30 protein-coding genes are annotated in these 23,981 nt (G+C 62.7%); 12 read left to right on the top strand and 18 right to left on the bottom strand.

From position 1 onward, the window contains the following. The first annotated feature begins 2 nt into the window (after positions 1–2). The 5 genes from K5X80_RS08625 to K5X80_RS08605 are packed head-to-tail and all read left to right on the top strand — an operon-like array spanning position 3 to position 2,567. Complete coding sequence (locus tag K5X80_RS08625; RefSeq protein WP_222557343.1) at positions 3–629, top strand: hypothetical protein; 627 nt, start codon at positions 3–5, stop codon at positions 627–629. Further along, on the top strand, positions 626–1,012 hold the full coding sequence (locus tag K5X80_RS08620; protein ID WP_222557342.1) for a hypothetical protein: 387 nt from the start codon (positions 626–628) through the stop codon (positions 1,010–1,012). The genes K5X80_RS08625 and K5X80_RS08620 overlap by 4 nt, the downstream gene beginning before the upstream one ends. A gap of 4 nt (positions 1,013–1,016) precedes the next feature. Then, entirely contained in the window at positions 1,017–1,292 is a 276-nt protein-coding gene (locus K5X80_RS08615) for a DUF7940 domain-containing protein (protein WP_222557341.1), read from the top strand. Next, positions 1,279–1,962 carry a lysozyme gene (locus tag K5X80_RS08610; RefSeq protein ID WP_222557340.1) on the top strand — a complete coding sequence of 228 codons (684 nt, stop codon included), beginning with the start codon at positions 1,279–1,281 and terminating at the stop codon, positions 1,960–1,962. Before K5X80_RS08615 ends, K5X80_RS08610 begins: the two co-directional genes overlap by 14 nt. Beyond that, positions 1,959–2,567 carry a hypothetical protein gene (locus K5X80_RS08605; protein ID WP_222557339.1) on the top strand — a complete coding sequence of 203 codons (609 nt, stop codon included), beginning with the start codon at positions 1,959–1,961 and terminating at the stop codon, positions 2,565–2,567. The genes K5X80_RS08610 and K5X80_RS08605 overlap by 4 nt, the downstream gene beginning before the upstream one ends. Here K5X80_RS08605 and K5X80_RS08600 read toward each other — a convergent pair. After that, positions 2,564–2,977, bottom strand: a complete 414-nt coding sequence (locus K5X80_RS08600; protein ID WP_222557338.1) for a hypothetical protein — start codon at positions 2,975–2,977, stop codon at positions 2,564–2,566. The genes K5X80_RS08605 and K5X80_RS08600 overlap by 4 nt on opposite strands. Before the next feature lie 125 nt (positions 2,978–3,102). On the opposite strand from K5X80_RS08600, the gene K5X80_RS08595 reads away from it, so the two are divergent. Continuing rightward, complete coding sequence (locus K5X80_RS08595; RefSeq protein ID WP_222557337.1) at positions 3,103–3,468, top strand: hypothetical protein; 366 nt, start codon at positions 3,103–3,105, stop codon at positions 3,466–3,468. Here K5X80_RS08595 and K5X80_RS08590 read toward each other — a convergent pair. Next, a complete protein-coding gene (locus K5X80_RS08590) occupies positions 3,442–4,035 on the bottom strand; it encodes an SOS response-associated peptidase (protein ID WP_222557336.1) in 594 nt (197 codons plus the stop codon). The genes K5X80_RS08595 and K5X80_RS08590 overlap by 27 nt on opposite strands. 35 nt (positions 4,036–4,070) lie before the next feature. Continuing rightward, positions 4,071–4,445 carry a hypothetical protein gene (locus K5X80_RS08585; protein WP_222557335.1) on the bottom strand — a complete coding sequence of 125 codons (375 nt, stop codon included), beginning with the start codon at positions 4,443–4,445 and terminating at the stop codon, positions 4,071–4,073. On the opposite strand from K5X80_RS08585, the gene K5X80_RS08580 reads away from it, so the two are divergent. The 3 genes from K5X80_RS08580 (at position 4,444) to K5X80_RS08570 (ending at position 8,224) form a co-directional block, all read left to right on the top strand. Continuing rightward, positions 4,444–4,815, top strand: coding sequence for a hypothetical protein (locus K5X80_RS08580; protein WP_222557334.1), 372 nt, complete (start codon positions 4,444–4,446; stop codon positions 4,813–4,815). The two genes, K5X80_RS08585 and K5X80_RS08580, sit on opposite strands and share 2 nt — an antisense overlap. A gap of 2 nt (positions 4,816–4,817) precedes the next feature. Next, a complete protein-coding gene (locus K5X80_RS08575; protein WP_222557333.1) occupies positions 4,818–5,618 on the top strand; it encodes a hypothetical protein in 801 nt (266 codons plus the stop codon). A 149-nt stretch (positions 5,619–5,767) separates the two neighbouring features. Further along, entirely contained in the window at positions 5,768–8,224 is a 2,457-nt protein-coding gene (locus K5X80_RS08570) for an SGNH/GDSL hydrolase family protein (protein ID WP_222557332.1), read from the top strand. Between the two features lie 230 nt (positions 8,225–8,454). Here the strand turns inward: K5X80_RS08570 and K5X80_RS08565 are convergent, their stop codons facing one another. The 11 genes from K5X80_RS08565 to K5X80_RS08515 all read right to left on the bottom strand — a co-directional run bounded on the left by K5X80_RS08565 (position 8,455) and on the right by K5X80_RS08515 (position 12,799). Beyond that, positions 8,455–8,763, bottom strand: a complete 309-nt coding sequence (locus tag K5X80_RS08565; RefSeq protein ID WP_222557331.1) for a hypothetical protein — start codon at positions 8,761–8,763, stop codon at positions 8,455–8,457. Then, on the bottom strand, positions 8,760–8,906 hold the full coding sequence (locus K5X80_RS08560) for a hypothetical protein (RefSeq protein WP_222557330.1): 147 nt from the start codon (positions 8,904–8,906) through the stop codon (positions 8,760–8,762). The genes K5X80_RS08565 and K5X80_RS08560 overlap by 4 nt, the downstream gene beginning before the upstream one ends. Beyond that, the gene (locus K5X80_RS08555; RefSeq protein WP_222557329.1) at positions 8,906–9,490 is read right to left on the bottom strand and encodes a hypothetical protein; all 585 of its coding nucleotides are present in this window, start codon (positions 9,488–9,490) and stop codon (positions 8,906–8,908) included. The genes K5X80_RS08560 and K5X80_RS08555 overlap by 1 nt, the downstream gene beginning before the upstream one ends. A 176-nt stretch (positions 9,491–9,666) precedes the next feature. Then, the gene (locus tag K5X80_RS08550; RefSeq protein ID WP_222557328.1) at positions 9,667–9,843 is read right to left on the bottom strand and encodes a hypothetical protein; all 177 of its coding nucleotides are present in this window, start codon (positions 9,841–9,843) and stop codon (positions 9,667–9,669) included. Continuing rightward, a complete protein-coding gene (locus tag K5X80_RS08545) occupies positions 9,836–10,543 on the bottom strand; it encodes an ATP-dependent DNA ligase (protein WP_222557327.1) in 708 nt (235 codons plus the stop codon). The genes K5X80_RS08550 and K5X80_RS08545 overlap by 8 nt, the downstream gene beginning before the upstream one ends. Next, a complete protein-coding gene (locus K5X80_RS08540) occupies positions 10,540–10,779 on the bottom strand; it encodes a hypothetical protein (RefSeq protein ID WP_222557326.1) in 240 nt (79 codons plus the stop codon). The genes K5X80_RS08545 and K5X80_RS08540 overlap by 4 nt, the downstream gene beginning before the upstream one ends. Beyond that, the gene (locus tag K5X80_RS08535) at positions 10,776–11,069 is read right to left on the bottom strand and encodes a hypothetical protein (RefSeq protein ID WP_222557325.1); all 294 of its coding nucleotides are present in this window, start codon (positions 11,067–11,069) and stop codon (positions 10,776–10,778) included. The genes K5X80_RS08540 and K5X80_RS08535 overlap by 4 nt, the downstream gene beginning before the upstream one ends. Before the next feature lie 110 nt (positions 11,070–11,179). Continuing rightward, positions 11,180–11,569, bottom strand: a complete 390-nt coding sequence (locus K5X80_RS08530; protein ID WP_222557324.1) for a hypothetical protein — start codon at positions 11,567–11,569, stop codon at positions 11,180–11,182. Positions 11,570–11,655: 86 nt separating this feature from the next. Then, positions 11,656–11,889: a CCDC90 family protein gene (locus K5X80_RS08525; protein WP_222557323.1), complete on the bottom strand. Its 234-nt coding sequence runs from the start codon at positions 11,887–11,889 to the stop codon at positions 11,656–11,658. Then, positions 11,886–12,095: a hypothetical protein gene (locus K5X80_RS08520; RefSeq protein WP_222557322.1), complete on the bottom strand. Its 210-nt coding sequence runs from the start codon at positions 12,093–12,095 to the stop codon at positions 11,886–11,888. The genes K5X80_RS08525 and K5X80_RS08520 overlap by 4 nt, the downstream gene beginning before the upstream one ends. Before the next feature lie 437 nt (positions 12,096–12,532). Next, positions 12,533–12,799, bottom strand: a complete 267-nt coding sequence (locus K5X80_RS08515; RefSeq protein ID WP_222557321.1) for a hypothetical protein — start codon at positions 12,797–12,799, stop codon at positions 12,533–12,535. A 453-nt stretch (positions 12,800–13,252) separates the two neighbouring features. On the opposite strand from K5X80_RS08515, the gene K5X80_RS08510 reads away from it, so the two are divergent. The 3 genes from K5X80_RS08510 (at position 13,253) to K5X80_RS08500 (ending at position 18,073) form a co-directional block, all read left to right on the top strand. After that, positions 13,253–14,476, top strand: a complete 1,224-nt coding sequence (locus tag K5X80_RS08510; protein ID WP_222557320.1) for an NADP-dependent isocitrate dehydrogenase — start codon at positions 13,253–13,255, stop codon at positions 14,474–14,476. A gap of 133 nt (positions 14,477–14,609) precedes the next feature. After that, positions 14,610–16,244 (top strand): bifunctional GNAT family N-acetyltransferase/carbon-nitrogen hydrolase family protein, encoded by a 1,635-nt coding sequence (locus K5X80_RS08505; protein WP_222557319.1) that lies wholly within the window; start codon positions 14,610–14,612, stop codon positions 16,242–16,244. A gap of 65 nt (positions 16,245–16,309) precedes the next feature. Then, positions 16,310–18,073 (top strand): cation:proton antiporter domain-containing protein, encoded by a 1,764-nt coding sequence (locus K5X80_RS08500; RefSeq protein ID WP_222557318.1) that lies wholly within the window; start codon positions 16,310–16,312, stop codon positions 18,071–18,073. Positions 18,074–18,142: 69 nt separating this feature from the next. On the opposite strand, the gene K5X80_RS08495 is transcribed toward K5X80_RS08500, so the two are convergent. The 4 genes from K5X80_RS08495 to recA form a co-directional block, all read right to left on the bottom strand. Then, positions 18,143–19,000 carry a sulfurtransferase gene (locus K5X80_RS08495; RefSeq protein WP_222557317.1) on the bottom strand — a complete coding sequence of 286 codons (858 nt, stop codon included), beginning with the start codon at positions 18,998–19,000 and terminating at the stop codon, positions 18,143–18,145. A gap of 6 nt (positions 19,001–19,006) precedes the next feature. Next, the gene (gene alaS, locus K5X80_RS08490) at positions 19,007–21,673 is read right to left on the bottom strand and encodes an alanine--tRNA ligase (protein WP_222557316.1); all 2,667 of its coding nucleotides are present in this window, start codon (positions 21,671–21,673) and stop codon (positions 19,007–19,009) included. 72 nt (positions 21,674–21,745) lie between these two features. Next, a complete protein-coding gene (locus K5X80_RS08485) occupies positions 21,746–22,573 on the bottom strand; it encodes a class I SAM-dependent methyltransferase (protein ID WP_222557315.1) in 828 nt (275 codons plus the stop codon). Between the two features lie 341 nt (positions 22,574–22,914). Further along, positions 22,915–23,979, bottom strand: a complete 1,065-nt coding sequence (gene recA / locus K5X80_RS08480; protein ID WP_283249136.1) for a recombinase RecA — start codon at positions 23,977–23,979, stop codon at positions 22,915–22,917. Positions 23,980–23,981 lie beyond the last annotated feature (2 nt).

The raw sequence follows: 23,981 nt of genomic DNA, 5'->3' as shown, positions 1-23,981 counted from the left end.
CGATGGAACTTGTGAAAATCGCCACGGGCGAGCCTATCACGCGCGAACAGATCGAAGCCGAATGGATCGCGGCCCAGCCTGCCACCGTCATGGTGCCCCAGACCGTTTCCCGTCCTCACATCGTCGAGCGTGAGGACGAAGAAGGAAACCTGATCAAGGAGACGGTTTATCGCGATGAAGTGGTCGAGGTGGAAATCGACAACCACGTGGGTTTCCCACTGCCATTCAACCCTTCAGATCACGGCGTGATGTTGGTCGAGCCAACCGCACCACCCGCTCTCGGCCCGGACGAAGTTGCAGAGCGTGATGGCGTGGAGAATGTCGGGGGGGGCTGGCAGTACAAATGGACCATTCGCCCGATGACCTCCGCAGAGAAAAAAGCGCTCGTTCCTGCCGCGATAACTGCGCGGCAGGCGCGGATCGTGCTTTCGCGCCATGGTTATCTGCCTGCCGTCGAAACGGCGCTCGCCGCGATGCCGGGACAGCAAGGCGAAGAAGCGCGGATCGAATGGGAATACGCGGCGGAGTTTCGCCGCGACCATCCTTTGATCGCAGCTATTGGGGCCGTGCTCGAACTGAATGACGATACGATCGATGCCCTGTTTATCGAAGCGGCGGCCATCGTATGACCGGCCCGGCGGCACGGCGCCCCGTCACGCATGAGGAAATCGCCGACCGGCTCGACAAGGTGGAGGATCGGCTGCGCGATGGCTCGGGCGAGTTCGCGGAGATCAAGGCCGAATTGGAGGCGATAAGGGCCGATGCAGCCCAGCGCGCGGGCACCCTGTCCACGCTTGCCGAAAACGTCGCGGCCACGCGCGAATTGGTCGAACTGATGGCCGTGGCCAAGCGCGCGGGGCGCGTGGCCAAGTTCATGGGCCGCGTGTTCGGCTGGCTGTTCAACCGGATCGTCAGCCTGATCAAATGGGGTGGCGCGCTCGCCGCCGCGCTCGCCGCTTTCTTCGTTTTCTGGCGCGAGTTCGCGCAGTTCTTCTTCAACCCCAAGGGGTAACTTCATGAAAATCTGGATTGATGATGTCCGCCACTGGTGGCGGATGTGGAGCGTGCGCGTGAACGGCGTGGGCCTGTTTGTCATCGGCCTGCTGTGGTTCGACCCCACGCTGGTTCTGGCCGTGGTCAACATGATGCCGCCCGCCGTGCGCGCCGCCCTGCCCGACCATATCGAACTGGCCGTGGGCGCGCTGTTCTTCGCGCTGGCGATGCTCAGCCGCCTTGTCCGCCAGCCCAAACTGGATGCGAAACGGGAGGATAGCCGCAATGGGACTGCTTGATTATTTCACCCGCCGCCCGGACGGCCGCGCCGAACCGGTCAGCCCGCCGCCGATCGAACCCCTCGCCCCCACAGCCGAACGTAAGCCGGGCAAGGTTACGCTGGCGGTGATCGTCGGCGCTGGCGTTGCTGCGGCGCTGGGCCAGTTCATCCCAACGGAGGAATCCGGCCGGAAGGTGGAAGCGAGCGTTGGCCGAGACGGCACGCTGCAGGTTCGCCATATCAGCGGCAAGCAGTATCTGCGCGCGTATCTCGATATCGTCGGCGTTGCGACGGCCTGCGACGGCATCACCACCTATCGCGGCAAGCCCATCAAGGCGGGCCAGCAATTCACCGAAGCCCAATGCGCGGCTATGCTCGAAGAAGAGCTGATCGCACATGCGCAAGGCGTGATGAAATGCACCCCGGGACTGGCGCTTTCCAGTAATCCCACGATCGAGCGCCGCCGCGAAGGGCCGCGCTTTGCCGCTGTGTCGCTTGCCTACAACGTGGGCGTGCGGCGCTACTGCGGATCGACGGGCGCGAGCCGCTTCAACGCGGGAGCCTATGACAGCGGCTGCGAAGCGCTGACCTGGTGGAACAAGGCCGGTGGGCGTGTCGTCAAAGGTCTGGTGGCGCGCCGCGAGCGCGAACGCCGTGTATGTATCGGCGGCTTGAGGGTGCTGAAATGAACCCCTTCACCGCCCTCACCAGCAAGATATTCGGCGGCCTGGCTGTCCTGTTCCTTGTCGGCCTGTCGATCCAGACTGTGCGGATCGAGGGGATATGGTGCGCGAACACCGCGCCCGGCGAGAAGCCCGCCTGCATCATGCGGGGGTTCAAGCAGGAACTGGCTGTGCTGCGCATCGATCTGGATCAAGTCCGCGCTCAGCGCGATGCCGAGGCCGCCAAACATGCCGCAACGAAGGAAGCCTATGCCGATGCGCAGGCGGACGCCGAACGGATGGAATCCGAACGGCTCGCCCGCGTGACGGCCCAGCAAGAGGAAATCACCGATGAAATACGCCGCGATTATGCGCGCCGCCTTGCCGATGCTCGCACTGCTGCCCGGCGCCTGCGCGGGCAAGCAGGACTTTCGGGGGGAGGCAGTTCTGCCGGTGCGCCCGCAGGCGAGCCAGTGCCCGGGCTTGCCGCAACCACCGGCAGAACTGATGAAGCGTCCGGCGGTGCTGGACTTTCTCTCGACCGGCGACTGATCGCGACAGAACAGGCGATCCAGTTGGATGGTCTGATTACCTGGGTGGAAAAGCAGCGGGCGGTTGATCCGAACCGTTAATCGGCCGGGCCATCGCTACCCGCTTCGGCGGCGGCGCGCGCTTCTCTGGCCTCACGCTCCGCTCTGCGGAAATCGTGGGGCATCTCGGGCTTGAGCTCTGCCGCCGCCCACCGCTTCGCCTCTTGCAGGTGTTGAAGCCGGTGCGTGGTGTCGGCAAGCTCACAGTCCGGGAATGCAGCGAGAAAGCGCTGCGCTGCATCCAGCGAGCGGAAGTAGAACGCTTCCACGTCCGGCTGGTTATCGACCACACAATAATCGGCATACTCGCCCGGGCCAATATTCTCCCGCAACCATGTGCGTACACGATCCTGGCGCAGCCAGTCCTGACCGATGGCCTGCTGCAGCACCTTCACCCGGATCGGGAAGGCGCGTTCATCGAGCTTCTTGCGGGGTACTTGTCGGCGAACCATGGGACGCGGATGCTCCCCGCCACCGAGTCGGGTCAAGCACTTTGTTCCGCAAATGTTCTAGTGTAGGCTTAGCGCGAAATCGAGTCGCGAGAGCGGATATGCCTGACACCCCTGCCCCCTTCACAATGCCGGAAGACCATGCCCCGATGGCCGACCGGGTACGCGCGTACCACACGCTGAATGCCGTCAAGCTGACCTTGGCGCAGGTTGAGCGTGTCGCGGCGACCGGGGACGAGGATGAGCAAATGCGCATCCTGGCCGAGGAAGGATTCGAGCGGCCGGATATCGCCCTGCATGCGGTGCGGGTGCGCCTGAACACCTATTGGGGATACATGGACTTCTACCGGCAGGCGAAGGACCGGGCGGCGATGAAGCGGATGGAGGCCGACTATAAGCACATCGCGACCGATCCGATCGATCCGGTGTTCGAGTTCGGCTTGACGCCCGAACAGGTTGGCCTGGCGTCAGACTGCCGGTTTGCGCCGCGCTGACCAGAGTTCGGCGGTAGCATCGACGGCAATCGGCCCGTCCCATGGCCGCACCAGTGCGAAAGCTTCCTCGGGCGTGCCCTCGGTCCACTGCGCGTAATGCTCAGGGGCAAGGATCACCGGCATCCGATCATGGATATGCGCAATCTGCGGGCTGCTGTCGGTCATGACCATCGAATAGCTGTCGCCCCATTCCACGCTGGGATTCCAGATCCCGGCGACCATGAACGGCGCCTGCCCGGGCACGCTGCACCATGTTTTGGTCATCCGCCCCTTCTCGCCCTGTGCTTCGGCCCATTGGCTCACAGGGATGAGCAGCCGGCGGCGTTCGAACGGGACGCGCCATAGGGTGCGCAGGCGATCGCCGCGCGCGTTGTTGACCGGTGCGGGCTTGGCCTTGCCTTTGAAGTGCATGGGAATGCCCCACGTCATGCGCTTCAATTTGCGGCCTTCCACCACCAGCCCGGGATAGGTCGGATAGACATCGACCGGCACATTGAATTGCTGGATGTCCGCCGGGGTGAAATCGAAAATCTTCTGGCTCGGATCGAGACGGTAGAGATTGCACATCGTGCGAGGCTGTCGCGATCGCGGCGGCCTGTCAATCAGGACCGGATACGGCGCAGGGCACGTTTCCACTCCCGCTCGGGCGGCAGCGGCAATTCGGCAGTTGGCTTTTCCCGCGACCTGGCAACGGAGGCCGGGCGCACGACGCCCTTCCCCGCATCCTTGCACTGGCTGCATGCAAGCGTGCGGCACAGATCAAGGAAATTGTCGCTGACCCGGCGGCGGTAGCACCACCACCACAGGCCATGCGCATCGTGCACCACCGAATGCCCGTGAGGACAGGTGATTTTGACCGTCTCCTGCCAGGCGGCCGCCTCGAAAACGCAGGTCGGGACTCGAAGATCATCGACATAGCGACTCATGCCATCAGCATGAGAACGAAAATGGAACAAACGCAAGGAGACCATGCCCATGGTTGCTACCCCCGCCCAGATCGGGTTCGTGATGGAAGAGTGGCGCCGCGTCGTCGCATCGAGCGGAACGGTGAAGGATCGCTACGGCGATCTCGCCCGCGAAAGCGAAGATCCGATTGAGACGTTCTTCGAAAATACCGCTGACGCCCAGAAGGTTGCCGACGCCCGTCAGGCGCTGCTGTCGAAAGAGCGCCGACGCTTCACGGTGCAGGTGGCCGGCGTCAAGGAATTGCTGGAGCTGAGTGCATCCGGGACCATCCCGATCGCCCGCTACATCGATCCGTTGCGCGGTGTGAACCGGCCCGGCCTCGTTTGCGACTTCTCCATCGACCTTGCCGGCAACAAAGCCGGTTGCACGGTGTGGGGGTAACGATGGCAGCCATTCGCAAGCCAATCTTCGTCCGCCCGCTGGATCTCGGCACAGTCATCTGCGGCAACGCGCGCGGCGGGCACGGCGTCCAGCATCTCAACCGCAACCGCGACCCGGGCCTGACCTGGCGCACGGACGGCAACGGCAACGTCTGGGCAAAGGGCAACTTCGGCTACGTCCAGCCCGTGGACTTCTGCGCCATGATCGCGGCCAATGCGGTGGAGGGAACCCATATCCGCCTGCGGCTGGGCATGTCTGAAGGAGCCGTTGATGGCGGCCCGGCGGTCTATGACAGCGCAGATCAACCATTCATCGTTCCTGCCAGCGCAACCGCAAACGGCCTCTATTGCTCGCATCTTGAATTGCCAAATGTGGTGAACGCAGTTTGGTGGCGGATCGACATCACCGGGCACACCGGCGACTTCGAAGCTGCGGGGCTGGTGCTCGGCGAAAAGATCGAACCGAGCCGCTATTACAATCTCGATTACGAGTATGCCCCGAACGACCTGGGCGATATCGAATTCACCCCGTGGGGCGTGGGCGATGAAACGCCAGGCCTCATTTGGCGCACCGTTTCGTTCACACTGAGCTGGCAGACCGAAGCCGAGTACGAGACCAAGTTCCGGCCGCTGACCGAAGCCCTTGGCAAGCGCGGCGTGATCTATTGCTGCTTCGATCCGGAGCCTTCCCCCTACCGGCAGGCGCGCACGTTCATGGGCGTGCTGGAAAAACCGGTCGCCGCTGCCGGCGTGCGCAAGCCCCGCACGCTGGAGCAGGAATTCAAGATCATCTCATTCATCTGATTGGAGATCGGCATGGCCGACTATTTCGCGCGCAGCCCGTATTTCCGACGCTGGGCCCCCGGTGTTGTCCCTCCAAGAGGCCCAACCGCTGACAGCGCAGAGCGCACCACCGACAGCACTCAGCAAACTTCGGACAGAAGGTAGATTAAATGGCAAGGCAGATTATCAACGTGGGCACGGTTCCGGATGATGGGACCGGTGATCCGCTGCGCGATGCGTTCGTCAAAACCAATAGCAATTTCACAGAGCTTTACGACCACTCGATGGTCGCGGGAAAGATAAACGCGTGGCCAGACCCGTTCTTTCGCTTTCTTCCGCCTGGTGCTCTCGCTGCGGGCCGTGATCGATATTGGGGTAGCGCAGCGGCAGTCAGCCTTGTTCCGGGAACAATCTTCGACGGAAACGCCCTTCTCCGAAATGTCCAGGGCATCAGTGGAATTGGTGGACCTGTTATCTATCTGGATGAACTGGGGGCGGCGCCTGGCGATCTGATTACATTGCGCGTGCTGGTGACTGGAAACGGTGCGGCCGCGAGTTGCGCATGCCGACCGCGCAACGGAAATACGCTGATCGACACCCAAAAGCAGTTCCTCACTGATGGTGGCAGCGCATCCTCTGTAACGTCTGCTGAACCTTTGCGAATGACCGCTACATTCGTAATACCCGCTGGGACGACAAACATTGCCCTTTACCCCTACAGCAATTCGGCAGCGCCTCAGATCAATGTCGAAGCATTCTGGGGGTACAAGGGCAATGCGGCGACGGGACCCGCCTGGCCCACATTCAGCGACGATGAGTATCAAAACCTCAAGCTATCCGCAGTGGAAGAGATTGCGGGGCCAGTGGCTTATGGATTCGACACGTTTCAATCAGTTGCAGCAGATTCCGAGACAATCACGCTGGAAGGAGCGAATCCAAGCCTTTCTTCGACTACCTCGCTCAAGCAACTCCCCTTTATGGGCTGGGCAGAGCTTTGTGCGCCCGCAGGAATCGCCTTCAATGCCATCCGCGTGGAAATGACAGATCGCCTCGGGGAAAGCGGCAGATGGAAGACTATTCACGCCGTAGTTCGAACAGGATCGAGCCCCCATCTGGCAAGTGCACCTGTGGTCGCTGTAGGCTCAATCGAGATCAACGACACATTGGACATGCAGACTGGTGTTGAGATCATCTTGCGAGATCCTGTTAGCGGCGCAGTCGTGACTCTGACCAACGCCGCGTTCTCGGGTGGGAAATATCTGCTCGCCGCCTACGCACTGACTGCTAGCGGCGCCCCCGCCGCATTTGGCCCGCCTCTCGCGACGCTCTCAAATAGCCTGGGCGAATCGTACTACCATTCAAGCACCAACCCTGTGAGCGGTTCCTGGTCGAAATCCGTTGCGCATATCGGGATTGGGTTCACACATCTGCTGTTGAACAATCCGCGAGAGATTCCTGTCTATGCTCCGAGCGAAGCGTTAACGGTAGACCTTGGAACCGAAGCCGCGCCGCACATTGATTATGCCAATCTTGGCCGTTTGCGGAAGTTTCGTGCCAAGGCATCACTGCGAATGATGGTGCCCGCTCAATCCGCGCGTATTGTAATGGCAATGGGCGGGGATAGCTGGTCGACGCTTAGCGAATACATGATCGGCCCGCTGACCAAACGGCTGAAAGCGCTGCTGGGCGATGGCGGCGTAGGCTGGTTCGGGATGGGCTTCACCGGGGCGGCGGCGAACACCGTGGCGGGCGATGCCGAAGGGCTTTACTACGCGACGCGCGCCGGGACCTGGACAAGCAATTATCACGCCGGTTCCACCAGCCCAAATATTAGCGATGCGCGCAGTTCCGCAGCCGGATCGATCTATCAGATCCGGAATAACGCCGGGGCATCGCGGCCACCACTGAGCGACGTGAAGCTGCATTTCACGGGGACCGCTGACGGTGTGATCCGCTGGCGCTGGAACGGCGGGGCCTGGTCGAGCAATACCAATGTGCAAGGCACTGCCGGGACACAACAATTTCTAAGCCTGACCGCGTTTCCCACGGGAACGCTCGTTTCCGCAGCGGCAAACACGGACAATCTTGAAATTGAAGTGGTGTCTGGTTCGGTCATCTTATGCGGGGTAGATTTCCAGAGCGCGGGGGATGGCATCGTGGTTCACAAGCTCGGATCATCGGGATCGAAAGCAAGTGACTGGCAGGCTTCGATGAGCAGCGGGGTCTGGCAGGATGGCTATGCGCAGCTGGGCCCTGTCGATTTGCACACACACCTTTTGGGCGTCAATGATGACGCCGCGACAGTGCCGCCGGCGATCTTCGCCACACAGATGGGGACGATAGCTGACAATATTCTGGGGGCGATTGATGGAGTGGGATTGATGCTGCTCACACCACCGCGGATGCCTACTCGCGCTGGCGCTGATTACGCTTCTGCCGTTCGGACAATCGCAATGGGCAAGCAAGCAGCCTTTGTCGATTTGCAAGCAGTTTTTGGGGTTACTCCAGTTGAGTATGCGGACGGTTCGGCTGTTCCGATGGTGCGAGCCGACAATTCGCATCCGACAGCGGAATGGGGAACGCCCGCCCTAGTAGCCGAAATCGAGCGAAGCCTATTGTGGCGTTAACCTTCCCGGCGTGGAATGCCTCTCCATGCGCCGGAGAGAACGGGGGCGGCGGCAGGGCATGGCGTCGTCCCCGTTTTGCTGGTGGGCGTTTACGCTGGTAGGGGTCCGAAAATTCTTGATCCGAACGCGGGGACGGCTAGTCGCAGATGCAAGAAACGTCTGAAATCTGCCATTCACGGTATTTGATTGGTTCTTGATCCGGAACGCTCTCGCTTTCAGTTCCGACAGTTTCAATCGCTGGCTGGATCTTCCTCCAGCGCGGCGTCGATCATGGCTTCCCACACGCCGACCGCCGCTGCCCTCTTTTCCATATCGCGAAATCCATCGTCCTCGTCGATCAGGACCTCGGGCTTTGCGGCTTCAACCATCGCATCGCTCGGCCCTCGAAGCGCCTCCAATGCGGCGCGAATAGGCAACTGGTAGGCCTGCTCAGCCGGTATAGGGCGACCGCCGACCATCGGGACAAGCTCATCGGGCGGAATGCCCATGTGCCTGAGGAAAGCGCGCACGGCGCGATCGATGGGGGTGTCAGCGCTCATCGCCCCTCCCCCTGCTCCGTCAGCGGACTGAAAAAGCGCCAGGCGACAAGCACAGCGCTCAGCAACAACATTTGCACTGATGTGAAAAGCACAGCCAGCAACGTCCATTCCGCCCAGCCGAAATTGCAGGCGTTAAGACCCATCACGCCACCTCCTGCCGCAGCGTCCATTTAAGCTTCTTGCCGACCATAGTCCGGGCGTTCATGTCCCAGCGGAAATGATCCATCACGGCAAAGCGCATCGCTTGGGCATCTTCTTGCGGCGCGACAACAGCGGTATCGATGGTTTCAAAGCCATCCCGCGCCGCCGGTTCGGCATAGCGCGCGGCAATCAACGCGCCGCCCTGCGTTTGCCAGATTTCCAGCCGCACGCTCAGCCTATCGCGACCGCGCGTCTCATATTCGGTCTCGCACAGCAGCACCCCGGTGAATTCCAGCTTCGGCCCGTGCGTCTGCGAGATTTCCACGCGCTCGTATCGGTCTTGCATGTCCTCTGCCCGTTTCGCGGCCCGAAAGAGCGCGCGTTCGCAGTCTGCCAGCGCGGAAATGCATTCTTCACGGGCCACCGGCGCCGACTTCTCCAGCGTGGATTCCAGTTTGGCCAGCGCCGCGGCGATCTTATCGTCAGCCCGTCCCTCGGCGCGCTTGGCCTTCTCGTCCTCCGAAAGTGCCCCAGCCTTCTGGGCCGCGCGCGTCAGCTTCGCCTTCGTGTCGTGCAGGATCTTCATCGCTTCGGCTCGATAGTCACCGCCCTGCCGAACAAGATCGATAATATCGCCAAGCGCCTCAGGCCCTTCCTCAAGGTAATAGGCGCGGCGGGAGATTTCTTCGGTCATTCGTGTTCCTTCCTGTGCCCGTGCTTTCCACTGGTAGGGGGTGGGCAGGCCCTTAAGCGGTGGTAGGGTCAAGCCTTCCGAGGGTTGCGTTCGACATGCCGGGCCAACTGCCCTTGGATGTTCGCTAGCTGAAGTGCGATCTCTTCGGCGGTATCCTCAAATTCAACACCGTGAGCGATCAAATCCAATTTTTTCATGAGGACCTTGATGTGCTGCTCCAATATTTGAGCAATGCGATCAGCCATAATATCGACCTTCCACAGTTTGATTATTCCGCAACGTTTGCCACTTGTGCTGATTCTCGGCCTTCACCTTCCTCCACGAGCCGCACCGATTCCGCTGGTAGGGCGAATCGGCGTCCTTGATCATGCATCCTTCACCCCCGGCCGCCCAGATGCGATTTGCAGCGTCCAGCACGTCGCCAGCATCAAATGCCCAGCTATCGGGCATGATGATAAGCGGCGAGGCCTCTCCATCCCTGCCGTGGCTACCGGGCCGCCATTCCCACGATAGGCTAGGGTCTTCCTCCACCTGACGCGCCAGATCGGCCAGCATAGCCTTACGCTCATGCAAGGGGCGATCCGTGCCGCCCGCGATCCATTCGCTGTGCGGCATCACGTCGAACATGTGAAACAGCCCTGCCTCTCCGCCGAATCGCCATCCACGCTCGCACCATGCCTTTGTGGCGGCTAGTGAGCCGTCGACTTGAAACTCCCCGTCGATAAAGAGCGGATGCCCTGCCATGCTTTCCATCAGGCGGCAGCGGTGGAGGATATGCCCCACACCCTCGATAGGGTGGCCGCCACGCGTCCACAGCCGGGGCTGGCCATCGATCCCGCGGAAGTAGAGCGCGCGCCAGCCGTCTATCTTGGGCTCGATCATGGCGCCGCCGGCAGGTAAGTCACCCCGCCAATCCTGCGCCAGTTGACATAGCTGGGCGTTCATGCGGCCTCTCCACTGGTAGGGGTGCCGCCCGTAGACAGGGATAGGGTACGGTGCGCCGCTATCGCTTTGCGCCGTGCGGCTTGCGCATCTTCGATCAGACAAATGCTATCCGGCTTGAGAAAGCCGATGGCTGCGCCGCGCGCTATCGCCCCGGCATAGTCGGCGGCGCGAAGCAGCGCCCGCGCCCCGTCTTGCGTGATTCGCCATTGCGGTAAGCTCTTGCGGGCGGCGGTCATGCCCCTGCCCTTGCAAAATCATGCACCGGCAATTCGTGGCGCTCGGCCAATTCACGCGCTAAGGCCCGCGCCTCGTCCAGCGTGTCCCGATCCGCAATGCATACCGCGCCTTGCAGGTCGTTCGGGCTTATGGGCGTGAAGTGAAAGTACACGCTGAACATATCGGCACGTTCGCCGTCGCAGCGCTCGGTAAAGTCGCCAAGGTCCCTGCATCCCGCAATTTCAAGCGCGTCTGCTGTGAGCGCTAGCGTGGCGATCTCGCCATCGGTTTCAGTCCAGTTGTATGACATGGCTGTGCGCCTTTCCTGTGCCCGGCTCATCAGCGGCGGCCTGGGCAGTTCCGCCGGACGCGACCCTAAACAGGGAAAGGGCCGCGTTTCGCCTGTTTGCTATGGTAGGGTTATGAAGCGCAGATGTTCCGCGCGGTTTGCGCGTCGATTGCCTCGATCGCTGCCGGGCAAAGATCGCGCGCCTTTGAGACCATCGGGCCAGTGTAGGCGCTATCAGCACGTTGCACGGCATGGCCAACACCAAGCAGTTGAGCTTTTAGATAGCCGGGGCGCACCCAATGGAATGCGCTGGCAGGCTTGTGCGGATGGTCTGCGCCTTCAAGCCATGCCTTGCAAATCATGGCTTTTGCTATCGTCGTATCCTGCGTTTCCCGGCGCTCCAGCTTCAGCGCCTCGCGAAGCGTTGCGGGATCACTCCAATTGGTCGAGCCGCACAGATATTCGATTGCGTCAAAGGCAGCGTTGATTGCATTGCGTTCGTCTTTGTTGAACGTGGCCATGGTAAGAATCCTTGTATGCCCTGCCATCATCAGGCCATGCGCGGGCAGTGCATGGCGACTAGGCGCGCTCGGCGCCTAGTTTCGGCTTATGCGAAGACTTTGGAGATCGTGACGGCTGCGGCCAGCATCAGGCCCATGACCGAGCAAATGCGCAGCGTCAGGCGGTTTGCCTGTGCGTCTAGCGCCTTGGTTAGCTCGTCCTTCGTCACAAGCTGCGTTGTAGCACTGTGCAGTTCGTCGGCCAATGTCTCAGCCTGCGCTCGCTTGAAGCCGGAAGCCTCTAGGCGCTGCAAGGTGGCAATGGGGTTATAGGCGTTCATATTACGCCCTCCGCAGCACGATTGGTCACATAAGGGCCGTGCACCGCTATAGTGCAGCCGCTCGGCGCATCATCGGCATCGGCATAGCTTCGGGCCGTTTCAAGCGCGCCTGCCGCATGGAGGCCATCGCACCAGATGATATCCGACCACTGCATATCGCCGTTGGCGTCTGTGGCCGTACCGATCCAAAATTCGAGTGCAGTCATTGCTCAAGCCTCCCATGCGGCGAGTTGATGCGAGATTAGCGGATATGCGCGCACCGCTTGGCAGAGATCATGGGCCAAGCTGGCCACGGCAACACTGCCTGCGAATGCGAAGAATATCGGGACAAGGAATTGTGCCATTTGGTTTTCTGACCGGGGCCGGGCCACTGTTCACCTAGCCCCGGTCAGCCTTTCATCATTCAAACGCCCTGTTCGATGTGACGTGCGGGCAATCCGTCATCGCGTTTGCGATATGATGAAAATACATAATGCCGAGCGAAGTGCAAATAAAAAATGCAAGTAATTCGTAGAAAAACGCGGGTCCTACCTGTGCAAATGCAAAAGTATAAGCGCTGTGAAACCGCTTTTTTACTTCCGCACATTTAATTCACTTACGCATTCAGTTTGAAGTTACTGTTCACCGTTATTCTGAACACTGCCTACGTCAATGAGAATGCCCCCACAGCAAACCCGACGATCGTCCAGAACGTGAGGTCGCGTTTCGACCCCAGCGCCTTCCAAATCTTGGCCAGGGTAACAGGCTTGCCTTCCTCTCCTACCTCCCGGACCATTCCCATGCAGAACGTAATCCAGGCCAATGTGAACGGCCCGACGCCGAGCACAGCCAGGGGTACTACGGCAATGGCGCCGGCCGCCATGTGCGCACTCTGATCGCGCAGTTCTTTAATGAGGGGTCGGAGGTTCATATGGGCCCCCAGCTTCTTGCGTGAGTTTTGCGTGAAGTTAGCGCAAAAAGTGGGTTTGTTCCGTTATTGTTCCGAAACCGACTTGCGCGCGACTCGTGGATTTGAGCCATTGTCGCCACAATGCCCTGCGTTGACATCGTAGGGGTCGCAAGTTCAATCCTTGCTACGCCCACCATTCGAAAAGCCCGCCTTTCCAAACGGATACGGCGGGTTTTTCATGCCCGCGATAAGGCTGCGTTCGTCTCACCCCGCCTGCGTTTTCGGGTGAAGCACCGCACGCCGCCCCTGCATCGGGGCTCGCCCGCGCGCTGCCGCAAGCCCGGCCCGCATCCGGCTTGAAGCCACCCTGCCGCCGCGCGCCGCCCGAGAAGCGAACGCGGAAAACCGCGCCTTGCGCCAGCGCCGCTAGCTGCTAAGAGGCGCGCACACTTCCCCAGGAGCGACAGGACAAACATGGCAAAGATCAAGGTTGCTAACCCCGTCGTCGAACTCGACGGCGACGAAATGACCCGGATTATCTGGCAGTGGATCCGCGAACGGCTGATCCTGCCTTATCTGGACATCGATCTGAAGTACTACGATCTCTCGGTCGAGAAGCGCGACGAAACCGACGACCAGATCACCGTCGACGCCGCCAACGCGATCAAGCAGTACGGCGTGGGCGTCAAATGCGCCACCATCACCCCCGATGAAGCGCGCGTCGAAGAATTCAGCCTCAAGAAGATGTGGAAGTCGCCCAACGGCACGATCCGCAACATCCTGGGCGGCGTGGTGTTCCGCGAACCGATCGTGATCCAGAACGTGCCGCGGCTGGTGCCCGGCTGGACCGATCCGATCGTCGTCGGCCGTCACGCTTTCGGTGACCAGTACCGCGCCACCGACACGCTGATCCCCGGCCCCGGCAAGCTGCGCCTGGTGTTCGAAGGCGACAACGGCGAAAACCTCGATCTGGAAGTGTTCAACTTCCCGTCCAGCGGCGTCGCCATGGCGATGTACAACCTCGACGATTCGATCCGCGATTTCGCCCGCGCCAGCTTCAACTACGGCTACAACCTCGGCTGGCCGGTGTACCTCTCGACCAAGAACACGATCATGAAGGCCTATGACGGCCGCTTCAAGGATCTGTTCCAGGAAGTGTTCGACACCGAAGGCTTCAAGGAAAAGTTCGCCGAAAAGGGCATCGTTTACGAACATCGCCTGATCGACGACATGGTGGCTTCGGCTCTCAAGTGGAGCGGCAAGTTCGTCTGGGCCTGCAAGAACTACGACGGCGACGTGCAGTCCGATACGGTTGCGCAGGGCTTCGGTTCGCTGGGCCTGATGACTTCGGTCCTGATGACGCCGGACGGCAAGACCGTGGAAGCGGAAGCGGCGCACGGCACCGTCACCCGCCACTATCGCCAGCACCAGCAGGGCAAGGCGACCTCGACCAATCCGATCGCATCGATCTTCGCGTGGACGCGCGGCCTGATGTATCGCGGCAAGTTCGACAATACGCCCGACGTGGTGCGCTTCGCCGAAACGCTCGAACGCATCTGCATCGAAACCGTCGAAAGCGGCAAGATGACCAAGGATCTGGCGCTGCTGATCGGCCCCGATCAGGCATGGATGACGACCGAACAGTTCTTCGAGGCGATCGTGCAGAACCTCGAAACGGAAATGGCCGGCTGGGCCTGATTCCTTCGGACATACGGCATGCGGGCATGACTGGTTCATGCCCGCATCGCGAACGGGGCTTGCCCAGCATGCCCCGTTCTCGCTAACCCTCCCCCGACGGGAGGGTTTTTCGTATCCGGAGCACAGCCCCAAAATGACAGAAGCCCGCGCCGCCACGGAAGCCCGCGCCAAGGCCCGCCTGGAAGTCCGCCAGGCCCGCCCCGAAGATGCCAGGGCGATTTCGGCACTGGTTCGCCGCGTCTATGACGAATTGCCCGCCTACCGGATGAGCGAAATCCGCGGGCAGTTGAACAATTTCCCCGAAGGCTGCTTCGTCGCCAAGATGGATGGCAAGCTGGTCGGCTATTGCGCTTCAATGCGGATCGATGGCGATGTCGCACTGAAACCGCACACGTGGGATGCGATCACCGGCAACGGATACGGCAGCCGCCACGATCCCACCGGCGACTGGCTTTATGGCTACGAAATGTGCGTCGATCCCAAAGTGCGCGGCACGCGCATCGGGCGGCGGCTTTATGAAGAACGCCGGGCGCTGGCCGAACGGCTCGACCTGTCGGGCATCGTGTTCGGCGGGCGCATGCCCAATCTCCAGCGGCTGTGGCGCAAGATCGACGGGCCAGAGGATTATCTGGCCAAAGTGCAGGACGGGAAAATCCACGATCCCGTGCTGCGTTTCCAACTCGCCAACGGCTTCGAACCGATCGGCATCCTCAAGAACTACCTGCCGGAAGACAAGAAATCGCGCGCCTATGCCGCGCATATGGTGTGGCGCAATCCGTTCGTCGACCGCGACCAGCCGACCAAATTCCGCCTGCCGCGCGATGTCGAAAGCGTGCGCATCGCCACCTGCCAGCTTCAGGCCCGCGCGGTGAAAGATTTCGAGGAGTTCATCGGGCAGATCGAATATTTCATCGATGTTGCAGCCGATTATGAGGCAGACTTCATCGTTTTTCCCGAGATGTTCACCCTGATGCTGCTGTCGTTCGAGGAAAAGGAGCTCACCCCGCTTGAAGCGATCGAGGCGCTTTCCCGCTACACCCCGCGCATCCGCAAGGCGCTGTCGGAAATGGCGCTGCAGTACAACATCAACATCATCGGCGGATCGCATCCGACGCAGAAGGAAGACGGCGACATCCACAACGTCGCCTATATCTGCCTGCGCGACGGATCGGTGCACGAGCAGGAAAAGATCCACCCCACGCCCAACGAAGCCTATTGGTGGAACATCAAGGGCGGTGATTCGATCGATTCGATTCCCACCGATTGCGGCCCGATCGGGGTGCTCATCTGCTACGATTCCGAATTCCCCGAACTGGCCCGCCGTCTGGTGGACGAAGGCGCACGGATCATTTTCGTGCCCTTCTGCACCGACAGCCGCCAGGGCTACATGCGCGTGCGCTATTGCGCGCAGGCCCGCGCCATCGAAAACCAGTGCTTCGTCGTGCTGTCGGGCAACGTCGGCAATCTGCCCAATGTCGGCAACATGGATATCCAGTATGCGCAGAGCTGCATTCTCACCCCTTGCGATTTCCCCTTCGCGCGTGACGGGGTGGCCGCCGAAGCGAGCGAGAATGTCGAGACGCTGACGATCAGCGACGTGAATCTCGCCGACCTGTCATGGGCGCGCGCCGAAGGCACGGTGCAGAATCTCAACGACCGGCGGTTCGATCTCTACCGGATCGAATGGAACGACACGCCCGCGCGCAGCGGCGACGAGGAAACCCACGGTCATCCGGCCATTGGCCCCCACACCGCCGGCGGGGGCTGAAACACCGCTGGCCCGTCGCATAACGCCCGCGTGACAAGCGGGGCCGTGCCGGTTACTCCGGCAGCATGTCCGCCGAAATGTCCCCCTCCACCATGCTCTCCGATGCGTTGGTCATTCTGGGGGCGGCGGGGCTGGTCATCCCGATTTTCGCGCGCTTTCGCATCACCCCGATCATCGGTTTTCTCATGGTCGGTCTGGCGGTGGGGCCCTACGGGCTCGGGCGGATGGTCGCAGACTATCCATGGCTGACCCATTTCACGATCACCGATCCCGAAGGGCTGGAACCCTTCGCCGAATTCGGCATCATCCTGCTGCTGTTCACTATCGGCCTCGAACTGTCGTTCAACCGGCTATGGGCGATGCGCAGGCTGGTGTTCGGGCTCGGCGCGCTGGAACTGACAGTGGCCGCCGGATTGCTCGCCCTGGGCCTGACGATGCTCGGGCAATACTGGACCGGCGCGCTTGCGCTGGGCCTTGCTCTTGCCCTGTCGTCCACCGCGCTGGTCCTGCCCATTTCCGGTACGCGGACGGCGGTCGGCCGGGCGGCGCTGTCGATGCTGCTGTTCGAAGATATCGCCATCGTGCCGATCATCTTCCTCCTCGGCGCCATGGCCCCCTACGCGCAGAGCGAAGGCATGGGCGACATGTTCCAGACCATCTGGATCGGCGGGCTGGTGGTGATCGCCATGCTGGTGATCGGCCGCTTCGCCCTGCCCCGGCTGTTCACTCAGGCCGCGCGCACCAAGAGCCCCGAACTGTTCCTCTCCGCCAGCCTGCTGGTGGTGATCGGCGCCAGTCTGGCCACGGCGGCGGCGGGCCTGTCGCCCATCGTCGGCGCGCTGGTGGCCGGGCTGCTGATCGCGGAAACCGAATACAACGCCGAAGTCGAAGCGATCACCGAACCGTTCAAGGGCCTGGCGCTCGGGGTGTTTCTCATCACCGTGGGCATGGGGCTCGATCTGGCGACGATCTGGAACAACCTCTGGTCGATTCTCGCCGGGGTGGTCGGTGTGCTGGTGCTCAAGGCCGTGGTCACCGGCCTGCTGCTGCGCATGATGGGCGCGCGGCGCAGCACCGCCACCGAAACCGGCATTCTGATGGCCAGCCCTTCGGAAACCACGCTGATCGTGCTCACCGCCGCCACGCAGGCGCTGCTGATCCAGCCCGGCACGGCGCTGTTCTGGCAGATCGTCACCGCGATCGGGCTGACGGTCACACCGCTGCTGGCGGCGGTGGGCCGGGCTGTCGCACGGCGGGTCGAACCTTTCCCGCCGCAAGCGGACACGGGGGGCGACGGCGCCGAACCGCGCGTCATTATCATCGGCTTCGGCCGGGTGGGCCGCATCGTCGCCGATATGCTGACCGTGCATGGCAAGGCCTATGTCGGGATCGATGCCGATGCCGATCTGATCATGTCCGCCCGGCGCGATGGCTACAATGCCCGGTTCGGCAATGCCGGGCGGCGCGATGCGCTGGACCGGCTCGGGCTGGCGACCGCGCCCGCCGTGGTCATCACCATGGACCAGCCCGTGCTGACGCAGAGCCTCACCCGCAAACTGCGCGCGCTACGCCCCGATCTGCCGATCATCGCCCGCGCCCGCGACTGGAGCCATGCCGCCCGCCTCTATCGCAGCGGGGCGACGCATGCCGTGCCCGAAACGCTGGAAAGCTCGCTCCAGCTTTCGGAATCGGTGCTGGTCGATCTGGGGGTCGGGGTCGGCCCGGTGATTGCCTCCATCCATGAAAAGCGCGATGAATTCCGCGCACGGATCATGGAAGAAGGCGCACTGGACCATAAGCCCAAGCTGCGCACCAGTTCGCTGGAGTGATTTCGAAGCAGGTGGAATCACCTGCTGGCTCGGAAATCACGGCAAACAAAAGACAATGGCGAATGAGGTTCAGCCGCCCGTGGTGATCGGGCGGGAGGGGTCAGCGGTCCACTCGCTCCACGATCCGGGATAGAGCTTTGCGCCTTTGAGCCCGGCGATCTCCATCGCCAGGGCGTTGGAACAGGCCGTCACGCCCGAACCGCATTGCATCACCGCCTTCTCCGCCGGCGTGCCCGCCAGAACGGCGCCGAACGCCTCCGCCAGTTCCGCCGCGCTTTTGAACGTGCCGTCGGGCTTGAAATTGTCGCGCAGGAAGCGGTTGCGCGCGCCGGGAATATGGCCCGATGCGCTGTCCAGCGAGTGCGGTTCGCCGCGAAAGCGCGCCGGATCGCGGGCATCGATCACCACCAGATCGCCGCCATCGATATTGGCCAGCACCTCGTCCGCGCTCACCACGCCCCCGGCAAGCGAGGGTGCGGGCTCGAAATCGCCCGGTTCGGCGGGTGCGGGCGTGCCGCTTTCCAGCGCGAACCCTGCGGCCAGCCATGCCTGCCGCCCGCCATCGAGCACCGCCACCGCATCGTGCCCCAGCCAGCGCAGCATCCACCACAGGCGCGCGGCAAAATGCCCGCCGTTCCCGTCATAAGCGATCACCTGCTGGCCGCGTTTCAAACCCAGCGCGCGCAAGCGCCCGGCGAACACGCCGGGATCCGGCAGCGGATGGCGCCCGTTCGCGCCGTCCGGCTGGCCGGAAAGATCGTCATCCAGATGGATATAGCGCGCGCCCGGGATATGCCCCTGCGTATAGGTATCCCGCCCCTTCGCGGGATCGCCCAGATCGAATTCGCAATCGAGCAGGAGCAGCGGTTCGCCCGCCACGATCAGATCGTGCAAATCCCTTGCCGAAATGATCGTGGTGAACGCCATCCGCGATCAGCCCGCCAGCGCGGCCTTGACCGCGGCGACCGCTTCGGCCGCCTTCGCCGCATCCGGGCCGCCGCCCTGGGCCATGTCGGGACGGCCGCCGCCGCCCTTGCCGCCCAGCGCTTCCACGCCCGCGCGCACCAGATCGACCGCGCTGAACCGCCCGGTCAGATCGTCCGTCACCGCCACGGCGAAAGCCGCGCGGCCATCGTTCACCGCCGCGATGGCGGCCACGCCCGAACCGATCCGCTTCTTCGCTTCGTCGAGCAGGCCGCGCAGTTCCTTGGCGTCCAGCCCATCGATCACCTGGCCGGTGAACGTCACGCCGTTGATCTGCTCATCCGCCTGCGGCGCGGCCGTGCCGCCGCTGCCCCCGCCGGACAGGGCAAGCTGCTTGCGGGCGTCGGCCAGTTCGCGTTCGAGGCGTTTGCGTTCGTCCACCAGAGTCTGCACGCGGCCCAGCACTTCGTCGGGCGCGGCCTTGATCGCCCCGGCCACGGCCTTGAGCGTGTCTTCCCGTCCGACCAGCCATTGCCGCGCGGCTTCGCCCGTCAAGGCTTCGATGCGGCGCACGCCCGAGGAAACCGCGCTTTCCGACACGATGCGGAACACGCCGATATCGCCCGTGGCGCGGACATGGGTGCCGCCGCACAGTTCGACCGAATAGTTGCGCCCGCTGCCGTTCCAGTTGCCCTGCCCCATCGAAAGGACACGGACTTCCTCGCCGTACTTTTCCCCGAACAGCGCCATGGCGCCCGCTTCGATGGCGTCTTCCGGGCTCATCAGGCGGGTGGTGACCGGCTCGTTATGCCGGATTTCGGCGTTCACATCCGCTTCGATGGCGGCGATGTCTTCCGGGCTCAGCGGCTTGGGATGCGCGAAGTCGAACCGCAGCCGGTCATCCGCGACCAGCGAGCCCTTCTGCGTCACATGTTCGCCCAGGCGATTGCGCAGCGCGGCATGCAGCAGGTGCGTGGCCGAGTGGTTGGCGCGGATCGCATCGCGCCGCACCACGTCCACCACCATATGCACCGGATCGCCCACATCGACACGGCCGCTGACGATCTGCCCCTGATGCGCATGCAGCCGGCCGAGCGGCTTGGTCGTGTCCGCGATCACGATTTCGAGGCCGTTCGCCCCGGTGATGATTCCGGTATCGCCCGCCTGCCCGCCGCTTTCGCCGTAGAACGGCGTCTGGTTGGTCAGCACGATAACGTCCGCCCCGGCCACGGCATGATCGGTTTCCGCGCCATCGACCACGATCGCCACGACCTGCCCTTCGCCGCTGGTGGCCGTGTAGCCGGTGAACTCCGTCGCCCCTTCGCGTTCGGCGATATCGAACCACAGTTCGCCATCGGCCGCCGCGCCCGAGCCTTTCCACGCGGCGCGCGCCGCCGCCTTCTGCTGCGCCATCGCGGCATCGAACCCTTCGCGATCGACGCCAATCCCGCGCGCGCGCAGGGCATCCTCGGTCAGATCGTAAGGGAAGCCGAACGTGTCGTAGAGCTTGAACGCGGTGTCGCCCGGCAGGCTGTCGCCCGTGCCGAGATCGAGCGTCGCCTCGTCCAGCAGCCTGAGCCCCTTGTCGAGCGTCTGGCGGAAACGGGTTTCCTCCCGTTCGAGAACTTCGGAAACGAGCGCCTGCGCGCGGCCCAGTTCGGGAAACGCCTGGCCCATTTCGGCCACCAGCGACGGCACCAGGCGGTGCATCAGCGGTTCCTTCGCGCCCAGCAGGTGCGCGTGGCGCATGGCGCGGCGCATGATCCGGCGCAGCACATAGCCGCGCCCTTCGTTCGACGGCAGCACGCCATCGGCGATCAGGAAACTGGTGGAGCGCAAGTGATCGGCGATCACCCGGTGGCTGGCCATGCGGTCGCCTTCGGCGCGCACCCCGGTCAGCCCTTCGGACGCCGCGATCAGCGCCTTGAAGGTATCCGTATCGTAATTGTCATGCACACCCTGCATCACCGCGGCGAGGCGTTCGAGCCCCATGCCGGTGTCGATGCTGGGCTTGGGCAGATCGCCGGTGATTTCGCCCCCGGTCTGCTCGTGCTGCATGAACACGAGATTCCAGATCTCGATGAAGCGGTCGCCATCCTCGTCCGGCGAACCGGGAGGGCCGCCGGGGATCGATTCGCCGTGATCGTAGAAGATTTCCGAGCACGGGCCGCACGGACCATCGTCGCCCATCGCCCAGAAGTTGTCCTTCGTGGCGATACGGATGATGCGGTCTTCGGGAAGCCCGGCGATCGTCTTCCACAATTCGAACGCTTCGTCATCGGTGTGATAGACGGTGGCGAGCAGCTTGTCCGCCGGCAGCCCCCACTCCTTCGTCAGCAAAGTCCAGGCATGCAGAATCGCCTGTTCCTTGAAATAATCGCCGAAGGAGAAATTCCCCAGCATTTCGAAGAAAGTATGGTGCCGGGCGGTGTAGCCGACATTGTCCAAATCGTTGTGCTTGCCCCCGGCGCGGACGCATTTCTGCGAACTGGTGGCGCGCGGCGCGGGCGGCGTTTCCAACCCGGTGAAGACGTTCTTGAACGGAACCATGCCCGCATTCACGAACATCAGTGTCGGGTCGTTGTACGGAACAAGCGGCGCCGAAGGAACTACCGCATGGCCAGTCGATCCGAAGTAATCGAGAAAGGAACGGCGAATTTCATTGGTCGAGTTCATGCGCAGGCAGTTAGGCGACGCCCGCGCCCGGGACAAGCGGATAAACCACGTCAGACTGAACGAAGCATGCGATCAATCGCGCCGCCGTGCCGAAACGATCCAGGCCTGTGCCGGGAAAGCCACGACATCGCCGCTGCGATAGGGCCGCAGCCATTGTTCGAGCTTGCGCAGAAGCGCAGCCCGGTGATCGGCATCGTCCAGTTCATGCAGAAACCGCGCGGCCGGGCCGATATGCTGGAAATAGAACAGGGAATCGGCGATCGGATCGGGGCCGCCGCCAGTGACGAAGGAAAAATCGGCCGGTTCGAGAACGATATCGCGCCACCCGGCGCGGGTGAGAATCGAGCGCACCCGGTCTTCCTCCGCAAACGCGAACGGCCCCGGCGCATCGGGATCGCCGGGCGGCGGCAGGTCCAGCGCATGCGCCATGCCGCTGGCCCAGACATTGCCGGAAGCGGCGCGGAAGCAGGTGAAGACCATGCGCGCGTCCGCCGCCGCCACCGCGCGCAGATGCGCGAAAGCCGCAACCGGATCGTCGAAGAACATCACCCCATGCCGGGAGACCAGCAGATCGGGCCGGAAGCGGTCGCCGGGTTGCCACTGCGCCGCATCGCCGCTGACGAACCGCACGTTCCCCGCGCCCGCCGCCCGTTCGCGGGCCCTGGCCAGTAAAGCTTCCGAAATATCGATGCCGCACACATCGGCGTAAGGTCGCGCCGCGGCCAGAGCGAGCGACAGTTCCCCTGCCCCGCAGCCCACATCGGCAATCGCGCCGCCGGGAACGGACGCCAGCTTTTCGAGCAGCATCTGAGTCAGCCCGGCAAAGGCGCGGTCCGTCCGTGGGAACAGGTCGGCCCAGACCTGCCCGACGCGGTTCTGCCATTCGTCTGCATTCGTCATGACGCGGACTGTAGCGAGAGGATCGGTTGAGGCAATGTGCAGGGTATGGAGCGAGCCAGAAGTGCGCGGGACATGCAATGCCGCTGGCGTCACTGCCGTTGGCCTGAGCCTGTCGCAGCCTGTCCTGAGCGGCGGTTGCAAGCAGCCAGCCGTAGGGGCCATGCGCCACATCCGGAACACCGAGCGGCGGTTGCGCGCGGCCTTCGGCAGGCTCAGGCCGAACGGATGGGGAGCGGCCACCTCCCCCATGGCCGCAAAACGGGAAAAGCCGGTGGCGAACCCGCAGGTTCGTGCCACCGGCCCATTTCCGCAAGCGCCGCAGGTGCGGCGCTTCTTGAGAATCAGATATCGCTGTCCGCGTCCGGGCCCGACATCATCTCCTCGGCGACCTGATCGGTGCGACCGCGAATCGCGGTTTCCAACCGTTCGCAAACTTCAGGATTTTCCTTGAGGAACTGCTTGGCGTTTTCGCGCCCCTGCCCGATCCGGATCGAATCGTAGCTGAACCACGAGCCCGACTTTTCCACCAGGCCGGCCTTCACCCCGAGATCGAGGATTTCGCCGATCTTGGACACGCCTTCGCCATACATGATGTCGAATTCGACCTGCTTGAACGGCGGCGCGACCTTGTTCTTGACCACTTTCACCCGCGTCGCGTTGCCCACGATCTCGTCCCGGTCCTTGATCTGGCCGGTGCGGCGGATATCGAGGCGGACGGAAGCGTAAAATTTGAGCGCGTTGCCGCCGGTGGTGGTTTCCGGGTTGCCGTACATCACCCCGATCTTCATGCGGACCTGGTTGATGAAAATTACCAGACAGCGCGAACGGTTGATCGAGCCGGTCAGCTTGCGCAGGGCCTGGCTCATCAGGCGGGCCTGAAGACCCACGTGGCTGTCGCCCATTTCGCCTTCGATTTCGGCCCGGGGCACCAGTGCGGCGACCGAGTCGACCACCAGCACGTCAATCGCGTTGGAGCGCACCAGCGTGTCGACGATTTCGAGCGCCTGTTCCCCCGTATCGGGCTGCGAGACGATCAGTTCATCGATATCCACACCAAGCTTCTTGGCATAGACCGGGTCCAGCGCGTGTTCGGCATCGACGAACGCCGCCGTGCCCCCGCCCTTCTGCGCTTCGGCAATCGCGTGCAGCGCCAGCGTGGTCTTGCCCGAGCTTTCCGGGCCGTAAATTTCCACGACGCGCCCGCGCGGCAATCCGCCGATGCCGAGCGCAATATCGAGCCCGAGCGAACCGGTGGAGATCGCTTCGATCTGCAGCGCTTCCCGGCTGCCCAGCTTCATGGCCGAACCCTTGCCGAACGCACGGTCGATCTGCGCCAGCGCAGCTTCGAGGGCCTTCTGACGATCCACGTTATTTTCCTTTTCAACGAGCTTCAGACTTGCCGACACGA

It is taken from the genome of Caenibius sp. WL (genome assembly GCF_019803445.1).
In the GTDB taxonomy this organism is placed as follows: domain Bacteria; phylum Pseudomonadota; class Alphaproteobacteria; order Sphingomonadales; family Sphingomonadaceae; genus Caenibius.
The sequence above is the reverse complement of the archived record's forward strand: the minus strand, read 5'-3'. Positions and strand labels throughout refer to the sequence as shown.

What these genes read in the sequence shown, in the direction of transcription:
- K5X80_RS08625 (WP_222557343.1), top strand. Translation starts at nt 3, where the DNA reads ATGGAACTTGTGAAAATCGCCACGGGCGAGCCTATCACGCGCGAACAG.
- K5X80_RS08620 (WP_222557342.1), top strand. Translation starts at nt 626, where the DNA reads ATGACCGGCCCGGCGGCACGGCGCCCCGTCACGCATGAGGAAATCGCC.
- K5X80_RS08615 (WP_222557341.1), top strand. Translation starts at nt 1,017, where the DNA reads ATGAAAATCTGGATTGATGATGTCCGCCACTGGTGGCGGATGTGGAGC.
- K5X80_RS08610 (WP_222557340.1), top strand. Translation starts at nt 1,279, where the DNA reads ATGGGACTGCTTGATTATTTCACCCGCCGCCCGGACGGCCGCGCCGAA.
- K5X80_RS08605 (WP_222557339.1), top strand. Translation starts at nt 1,959, where the DNA reads ATGAACCCCTTCACCGCCCTCACCAGCAAGATATTCGGCGGCCTGGCT.
- K5X80_RS08600 (WP_222557338.1), bottom strand. Translation starts at nt 2,977, where the DNA reads ATGGTTCGCCGACAAGTACCCCGCAAGAAGCTCGATGAACGCGCCTTC.
- K5X80_RS08595 (WP_222557337.1), top strand. Translation starts at nt 3,103, where the DNA reads ATGCCGGAAGACCATGCCCCGATGGCCGACCGGGTACGCGCGTACCAC.
- K5X80_RS08590 (WP_222557336.1), bottom strand. Translation starts at nt 4,035, where the DNA reads ATGTGCAATCTCTACCGTCTCGATCCGAGCCAGAAGATTTTCGATTTC.
- K5X80_RS08580 (WP_222557334.1), top strand. Translation starts at nt 4,444, where the DNA reads ATGGTTGCTACCCCCGCCCAGATCGGGTTCGTGATGGAAGAGTGGCGC.
- K5X80_RS08585 (WP_222557335.1), bottom strand. Translation starts at nt 4,445, where the DNA reads ATGGGCATGGTCTCCTTGCGTTTGTTCCATTTTCGTTCTCATGCTGAT.
- K5X80_RS08575 (WP_222557333.1), top strand. Translation starts at nt 4,818, where the DNA reads ATGGCAGCCATTCGCAAGCCAATCTTCGTCCGCCCGCTGGATCTCGGC.
- K5X80_RS08570 (WP_222557332.1), top strand. Translation starts at nt 5,768, where the DNA reads ATGGCAAGGCAGATTATCAACGTGGGCACGGTTCCGGATGATGGGACC.
- K5X80_RS08565 (WP_222557331.1), bottom strand. Translation starts at nt 8,763, where the DNA reads ATGAGCGCTGACACCCCCATCGATCGCGCCGTGCGCGCTTTCCTCAGG.
- K5X80_RS08560 (WP_222557330.1), bottom strand. Translation starts at nt 8,906, where the DNA reads ATGGGTCTTAACGCCTGCAATTTCGGCTGGGCGGAATGGACGTTGCTG.
- K5X80_RS08555 (WP_222557329.1), bottom strand. Translation starts at nt 9,490, where the DNA reads ATGAAGATCCTGCACGACACGAAGGCGAAGCTGACGCGCGCGGCCCAG.
- K5X80_RS08550 (WP_222557328.1), bottom strand. Translation starts at nt 9,843, where the DNA reads ATGGCTGATCGCATTGCTCAAATATTGGAGCAGCACATCAAGGTCCTC.
- K5X80_RS08545 (WP_222557327.1), bottom strand. Translation starts at nt 10,543, where the DNA reads ATGAACGCCCAGCTATGTCAACTGGCGCAGGATTGGCGGGGTGACTTA.
- K5X80_RS08540 (WP_222557326.1), bottom strand. Translation starts at nt 10,779, where the DNA reads ATGACCGCCGCCCGCAAGAGCTTACCGCAATGGCGAATCACGCAAGAC.
- K5X80_RS08535 (WP_222557325.1), bottom strand. Translation starts at nt 11,069, where the DNA reads ATGTCATACAACTGGACTGAAACCGATGGCGAGATCGCCACGCTAGCG.
- K5X80_RS08530 (WP_222557324.1), bottom strand. Translation starts at nt 11,569, where the DNA reads ATGGCCACGTTCAACAAAGACGAACGCAATGCAATCAACGCTGCCTTT.
- K5X80_RS08525 (WP_222557323.1), bottom strand. Translation starts at nt 11,889, where the DNA reads ATGAACGCCTATAACCCCATTGCCACCTTGCAGCGCCTAGAGGCTTCC.
- K5X80_RS08520 (WP_222557322.1), bottom strand. Translation starts at nt 12,095, where the DNA reads ATGACTGCACTCGAATTTTGGATCGGTACGGCCACAGACGCCAACGGC.
- K5X80_RS08515 (WP_222557321.1), bottom strand. Translation starts at nt 12,799, where the DNA reads ATGAACCTCCGACCCCTCATTAAAGAACTGCGCGATCAGAGTGCGCAC.
- K5X80_RS08510 (WP_222557320.1), top strand. Translation starts at nt 13,253, where the DNA reads ATGGCAAAGATCAAGGTTGCTAACCCCGTCGTCGAACTCGACGGCGAC.
- K5X80_RS08505 (WP_222557319.1), top strand. Translation starts at nt 14,610, where the DNA reads ATGACAGAAGCCCGCGCCGCCACGGAAGCCCGCGCCAAGGCCCGCCTG.
- K5X80_RS08500 (WP_222557318.1), top strand. Translation starts at nt 16,310, where the DNA reads ATGTCCGCCGAAATGTCCCCCTCCACCATGCTCTCCGATGCGTTGGTC.
- K5X80_RS08495 (WP_222557317.1), bottom strand. Translation starts at nt 19,000, where the DNA reads ATGGCGTTCACCACGATCATTTCGGCAAGGGATTTGCACGATCTGATC.
- alaS (WP_222557316.1), bottom strand. Translation starts at nt 21,673, where the DNA reads ATGAACTCGACCAATGAAATTCGCCGTTCCTTTCTCGATTACTTCGGA.
- K5X80_RS08485 (WP_222557315.1), bottom strand. Translation starts at nt 22,573, where the DNA reads ATGACGAATGCAGACGAATGGCAGAACCGCGTCGGGCAGGTCTGGGCC.